We start from the raw sequence: 6,612 nt of genomic DNA on the forward strand, positions 1-6,612 counted from the left end.
CAATGAATTTACATGAGTATCAAGCAAAAGAGCTGTTAAAAAGCTATGGTTTGCCGATTCAAGAAGGCATCATTGCCTATAGTGGCGACGAAGCTGCTGCTGCTTTTGATAAAACGCCAACTGACATTGCGGTTATTAAAGCGCAAGTACATGCTGGTGGTCGCGGTAAAGCTGGTGGTGTAAAGCTGGTTAAAACTCGTGAAGAAGCTAAGCAAGTAACTGAAGAGCTAATCGGTACCAATTTGGTTACTTTCCAAACTGACGCTGATGGTCAACCAGTTAACTTCGTATTGGTTGCAGAAGATATGTATCCAGTACAAACTGAGCTATATCTTGGTGCAGTCGTTGATCGTGCGACTCGTCGTGTGACTTTCATGGCATCAACCGAAGGTGGTGTTGATATCGAAGAAGTAGCAAACGAGACACCAGAAAAAATCTTTAAAGTACATGTTGATCCTTTAGTTGGTCTAATGCCTTTCCAAGCGCGCGATGTTGCGTTCAAACTTGGTCTAGAAGGCAAGCAAATCAACCAGTTCGTTAAATTGATGACTGGTGCTTATAAAGCATTTGTTGAAAACGACTTTGCGCTAATGGAAATCAACCCATTAGCCGTTCGTGAAAATGGCGAAATCGTTTGTGTTGATGGCAAAATTGGTATCGATTCAAACGCACTATATCGTCTGCCTAAAATTGCAGCACTACAAGACAAAACTCAAGAAAACGAGCGTGAGCTTAAAGCTGCTGAGTTTGACCTAAACTATGTTGCCCTAGAAGGTAACATCGGTTGTATGGTTAACGGTGCTGGTCTTGCAATGGCAACGATGGATATCATCAAATTGTATGGCGGCAAGCCTGCTAACTTCTTGGACGTTGGCGGCGGCGCAACTAAAGATCGCGTTGTTGAAGCATTCAAGATCATTCTTGAAGACAGCAGCGTTGAAGGTGTTCTAATCAACATCTTCGGTGGTATCGTACGTTGTGACATGATTGCAGAAGCGATTATCGCTGCTGTTAAAGAAGTCGATGTACAAGTACCTGTGGTTGTACGTCTAGAAGGTAATAATGCTGAAAAAGGCTTACAAATTCTAGAAGAGTCTGGTCTTAAGCTGACTACAGCTCAAGGCCTAGCAGATGCCGCTCAAAAAATTGTCGATGCGGTTAAAGCCTAAGTCTTTAATGATTGGTATTTAGCAATAAATACCAAAGCATAGTAGTCAACGCGTGATAGTGGCTTTTATATAAAAATTGCCCATTAATATTGAATAAAAATGGTACTAAGAGTCACTATTACAAGACAACCGAATACAAGGAATAAATAATGAGTGTATTAATCGATAAAGATACCAAAGTATTGGTACAAGGTTTCACTGGTAAAAATGGTACGTTCCACTCTGAGCAAGCGATCGAATACGGTACTAAAGTAGTCGGCGGCGTAACGCCAGGCAAAGGCGGTCAAACGCATCTAGGCCTACCAGTATTTAATACCATGGCAGAAGCCATGGAAGCGACTCAAGCTGACGCTTCTGTTATCTATGTACCAGCACCATTCGTACTAGATTCTATCGTTGAAGCAATCGATGCTGGCGTTAAATTGATCGTAGTGATCACTGAAGGCGTACCGACTATCGATATGCTAAAAGCAAAACGCTATCTTGAAGAAGCGGGCGATGTGCGTTTAGTTGGTCCTAACTGCCCAGGTGTTATCACTCCGGGTCAGTGCAAAATTGGCATCATGCCAGGCCATATCCATCAGCCAGGTAAAGTGGGCATCATCTCACGCTCTGGTACATTGACTTATGAAGCCGTAGCTCAGACAACTAAGCTTGGTTTTGGTCAGTCAACTTGTATCGGTATCGGTGGTGATCCTATCCCTGGTATGAACCAGATTGATGCATTGAAATTGTTCGAAGCTGATCCACAAACTGAAGCTATCATCCTAATCGGTGAGATCGGTGGTACTGCTGAAGAAGAAGCTGCTGCTTATATCAAAGACCATGTAACTAAACCAGTTGTTGGTTATATCGCTGGTGTTACTGCTCCAGAAGGCAAGCGTATGGGCCATGCTGGCGCTATCATCTCTGGTGGTCAAGGTACTGCTGAAGAAAAATTCAAAGCGTTTGAAGATGCTGGTATCGCGTATACACGTGACCCATCTAAGCTTGGTGAGAAGCTAAAAGAAGTTACTGGCTGGTAAGATAGGCATAAGTCTATTAAGTAACTACCAAAACTACATTGAAATATGATGAAGACACCCCTACAATGGGGTGTTTTTTTATCTCTGACAATCTCATAGAAAACAAAATATTAGTAACTGGTGGTGCTAAATATATTGGTACTCACATCTGTACTGCATGAAACAGGCTACGATGTCGATGCGTATGACAACTTATCCAATAGTAGCTATGAAGCAATTAATTGGGTCTCCACTCTCATTGGGCAACCGATTGAGTCTGTCAAAGGTGATATCTGAAATGTTGACCCACTCGAATAAATGTTTGCCACACATCGGCTTTTTAGTGTGATTCATTTTGTAAGCCTCAAAGCCGTTGGTAAACCTGTTGCTAAGTTACTCCTGTATTATGATAACAATGTTAGTGATACTATTGTTTTACTAGAAGATGGCGTTAGAAATTTCATTTGTTTACCCTTTGCAACTGTTTATAGGGACTCTGAAAATTCGCCGCGTGCTTATACTAATCCTAATGGCTAAAATAAACTTATTGTAGAACATATGATAGAAGACTTATTTGTATCCGATAAGAGATAAAATTCAATAGTTCTTAGGTACTTAAATCTAGTAGGAGCACACACATTAGGGTAGATTTTTGAAAACCTTAATAATATGTAATAACTTGATGCTCTATATATTGAGATTAGCAATCGGTAAACTTGAGAAGCTCAACATTTTTGGCAATGATTGTCCTACCGTAGATGGTATGGGTGTACGTAACTTTGTGTCACTGATTTAGTATAAGGCCATGTAGCCGCGCTAACCCATTTAGAGCAGTAATTGAGCTCAAATAATATTAGAATGAATGTAGAAAAGTCAGTAGGCTTTTTACCTATTAATCTAGTATCTGGTGAAGGCACCTCTGTATTAGAGTTAGCTAATGCTTTTTCTGAAGTGTCTGGACAATCTATTCTTTATCAGTTTACGGAGCGTCATGCTGGTAATATTAATAGCTGTTCTGCAAATGCCAATGAAGAAAAAGACTTATTAGGGTGGGATGCTAGATTAGATATCATTGAGATGTGCCAAGACACGTGGCATTAGCGAAATATGAGTCCTAACGGCTATGTCATAAGCTTATAATTTATTTTACAAACAGTATTAGTGTTAATATTAATAGGAGGAATTTATGATAAAAGTACTAAGTATTTTTGGCACTCGTCCAGAGGCCATCAAAATGGCACCAGTGGTGAAAGCTTTAGAAGCGAACCCTAATATCAAGTCATTAGTTTGTGTGACAGCACAACATCGTGAAATGCTTGATCAGGTACTGTCGCTATTTGAAATAACTCCAGACTATGATCTGGATATTATGAAGTCAGGACAAAGTTTGACGCAAGCCAGTTCAAGAATGTTAATGGCTCTTGAACCTATTCTAGAAGAGTGTAAACCAGATTTAGTATTAGTTCATGGTGATACCTCAACCACGTTATGTGGTGCTCAAGCAGCATTTTACCAGCAAATACCTATTGGACATGTAGAATCAGGACTTCGCACTTATAATATTTACTCTCCATGGCCAGAAGAAGCTAACAGACAGCTAACTAGTATCATTACTAAGCTACATTTTGCACCAACTAAAACAGCGGCTCAGCATCTGTATGATGAACATAATAACCCTGAATTCATTTATGTCACTGGTAATACCGTAGTTGACGCACTATTGGGTGTCAAAGATAAATTGGAAACCAGTGAGTCTCTCAGGAAAGATTTACAGCAGCGATTTTCAGAACTGGATTTCAATAAGCGTCGGGTATTAATTACTGGGCATCGTCGAGAGAATTTTGGTGATGGATTTGAATCAATTTGTCAGGCAATTCAAGAGCTAGCACAAAAATATCCAGATTACGAATTTGTTTATCCTGTACATTTGAATCCCAATGTCAAAGAGCCTGTTGAGCGCTTATTGCAGGGTCTTGATAACGTCAAACTGATTGAGCCGCAAGATTACCTACCATTCGTTTATTTGATGAGTACCAGTCATATTATCTTAACTGACTCTGGAGGAATTCAAGAAGAGGCACCTTCACTTGGTATTCCAGTATTAGTAATGAGAGAAACGACTGAACGCCAAGAGGCCGTTGAGGCTGGTACTGTTAAGCTAGTAGGTACTCATCACGCTACTATAGTCACTGAAGTTAGTAATCTTATAGAAAATGAAGCACTCTATTTAAAAATGAGTGAAGCACATAACCCATACGGTGACGGTAAAGCCTCACAACGCATATCAGATACTATCGTTAGCTTTTTTAACGATTCAGAATCTTCAAAGTAGCTAACTAAACATATATAGATTAAATGAGGTAAAAATGAAGAATATTTGTGTTTTTGGTCTAGGATATATCGGCTTACCAACAGCAGCTATGTTTGCACATCACGGCGCTAATGTTGTTGGTGTTGATATCAATCAGCATGCAGTGGATACGATCAATCAAGGAAAAATTCACATTGTAGAGCCGGGTCTTGAAGCAATCGTCAAACAAGCGGTAGGTAAAGGTACTCTCAAAGCTAGCCTTACCCCAGTACATTCAGATGCCTATCTTATTGCTGTACCAACACCTTTTAAAGGTGATGACCACGAGCCTGATTTATCTTATATCCAAGCTGTCAGTAAAGCATTGGCACCGCTTTTAGAAAAAGGTGACGTAGTAATATTAGAATCCACTTCACCAGTTGGTGCCACTGAGAAGATGGTTGAATGGCTTTCTAAAGAACGTTCTGACTTAACATTTCCAAAATATCATGAGCCTGATAACGAAGCTGATATTTTTGTTGCTTACTGCCCAGAGCGTGTATTACCAGGTAAAGTCATAGAAGAGCTGATCTCAAACGATCGTATCATTGGTGGTATGACTAAAGAGTCGACCAAAAAAGCACAAGAAGTATATCGTATCTTCGTAAAAGGAGACTTATTAGAGACAAACTCTCGTACTGCTGAAATGGCAAAGCTGACAGAAAATGCCTCTCGTGATGTGAGCATTGCCTTTGCCAATGAGTTGTCTATTATCTCTGATAAACTAGACATCAATGTTTGGGATTTAATCGAACTAGCAAACCGTCATCCACGCGTTAATATTTTACAGCCAGGTGCAGGCGTAGGCGGTCACTGTATTGCAGTGGATCCATGGTTTATCGTCAATCAAAACCCTGAAGAGGCTAAAATCATTCGATCAGCGCGTGAAATAAATGATAATAAACCTAACTGGGTCATTGGTAAGATCAATGATCAAATCGATCGATTAAAGTCTCAGGGTGTTGAAAAGCCGACAGTAGCACTATTGGGTCTTGCGTTCAAACCAGATATTGACGATCTACGCGAAAGTCCAGCAGTCACTATCGCTAAAAAAATGCTTGAAAACCAGTCAGCTAATATTCTATTAGTTGAGCCTAATATTGAAACACTACCAAAAGCTTTAGAGTCAGGTAAGCTTGTTTCCTTAGCAGAAGCTATGGAAATAGCAGATATTATTGGTATTTTGGTTGCTCATAACGAGTTTAAAAAGGAGCCATTGAAAAATAGCGTAGCAGTTATAGATGCTGTAGGCATTATTTAAAAAACCAGACTTAAGAGTAATGTAAATGAAAAATGAGAAGACGGCTAAAAATGAATATCAAACTATATCTTACCGCTTAGGTAAAGCCTTGATCGATGCTAAAACGGTTGAAGGAGCGTTAACGTTACCTCTGAAATTATATCATTTGAGAAAAGATGCTAAGAGCCGTCAGACTCGGAAAAAACCGAAGTTAAATTACGAAAAAACCCTTAAGTCTATTCCACTTAATAAATTACTAATAACCATACATAAAAAGCATGGATTATTAGGTGTCACAGAATTTCTGGAATGGTACGACGTTTCAAATAAAGAAAAATCTAATATAGTTTATGATAATGCACTTAAGGTTAAAGAACAGAATATTAATCTTTATAAAACCTTAATGGGTATGTCTGTTAAGTTGAAGCCTAACAAAAGAAACCTAAAAGCATATGCATGGAGTAATTACCATCTAAGAGATCTAGATCAATTAGAGGTAATTATAGAAATGCTCCTTAAAGAGGGAAATAGAACGAAAGATAAAGAGTATTTCGAATTAGTAGATTTATTCAAGAAAAAACTAGATTATCTTTTGTCTGAAAAAAAGATAAATAAGCTACAAGGTTATGATATCGCTTATGAAGAGAATTTATTGGATTATGATGCTAATAAATTTCCCGAATTAGTTTTAGAGTTTTACTTTAAGTACGGTAAAGAAAAACTTGCACAGTTTATAAAGTCAAAATCCTATCATATGAAAAAAACTGATAGAGCCTTTTTATTTATTAAAATCTCAAAAGTATTATCTGCTCATGATAAAACGCTAGAAACATATTTTTGTGAAGAAGC

General features: G+C 38.6%; 7 protein-coding genes. All 7 read left to right on the top strand.

What is annotated here, in order from left to right; genetic code table 11:
- The first annotated feature begins 2 nt into the window (after positions 1-2).
- On the top strand, positions 3-1,169 hold the full coding sequence (gene sucC / locus ACZW67_RS11010; protein WP_110922030.1) for an ADP-forming succinate--CoA ligase subunit beta: 1,167 nt from the start codon (positions 3-5) through the stop codon (positions 1,167-1,169).
- Between the two features lie 149 nt (positions 1,170-1,318).
- A complete protein-coding gene (sucD, locus tag ACZW67_RS11015) occupies positions 1,319-2,194 on the top strand; it encodes a succinate--CoA ligase subunit alpha (protein WP_110922029.1) in 876 nt (291 codons plus the stop codon).
- Between the two features lie 123 nt (positions 2,195-2,317).
- Complete coding sequence (locus ACZW67_RS11020; protein WP_465183279.1) at positions 2,318-2,470, top strand: hypothetical protein; 153 nt, start codon at positions 2,318-2,320, stop codon at positions 2,468-2,470.
- 540 nt (positions 2,471-3,010) lie between these two features.
- A complete protein-coding gene (locus ACZW67_RS11025) occupies positions 3,011-3,274 on the top strand; it encodes a hypothetical protein (protein ID WP_465183280.1) in 264 nt (87 codons plus the stop codon).
- 85 nt (positions 3,275-3,359) lie between these two features.
- Positions 3,360-4,505 (top strand): non-hydrolyzing UDP-N-acetylglucosamine 2-epimerase, encoded by a 1,146-nt coding sequence (gene wecB / locus ACZW67_RS11030; protein ID WP_465183281.1) that lies wholly within the window; start codon positions 3,360-3,362, stop codon positions 4,503-4,505.
- Positions 4,506-4,539: 34 nt separating this feature from the next.
- Entirely contained in the window at positions 4,540-5,784 is a 1,245-nt protein-coding gene (gene wecC, locus ACZW67_RS11035; RefSeq protein WP_465183282.1) for a UDP-N-acetyl-D-mannosamine dehydrogenase, read from the top strand.
- A gap of 25 nt (positions 5,785-5,809) precedes the next feature.
- Positions 5,810-6,612 (top strand): hypothetical protein (locus ACZW67_RS11040; protein WP_465183283.1); only part of this gene is annotated, 803 nt, incomplete at its 3' end.

The organism is Psychrobacter sp. TPE 89C (assembly GCF_055522395.1).

Coding starts and splice junctions, on each gene's coding strand:
- sucC (WP_110922030.1), top strand. CDS start 3: ATGAATTTACATGAGTATCAAGCAAAAGAGCTGTTAAAAAGCTATGGT.
- sucD (WP_110922029.1), top strand. CDS start 1,319: ATGAGTGTATTAATCGATAAAGATACCAAAGTATTGGTACAAGGTTTC.
- wecB (WP_465183281.1), top strand. CDS start 3,360: ATGATAAAAGTACTAAGTATTTTTGGCACTCGTCCAGAGGCCATCAAA.
- wecC (WP_465183282.1), top strand. CDS start 4,540: ATGAAGAATATTTGTGTTTTTGGTCTAGGATATATCGGCTTACCAACA.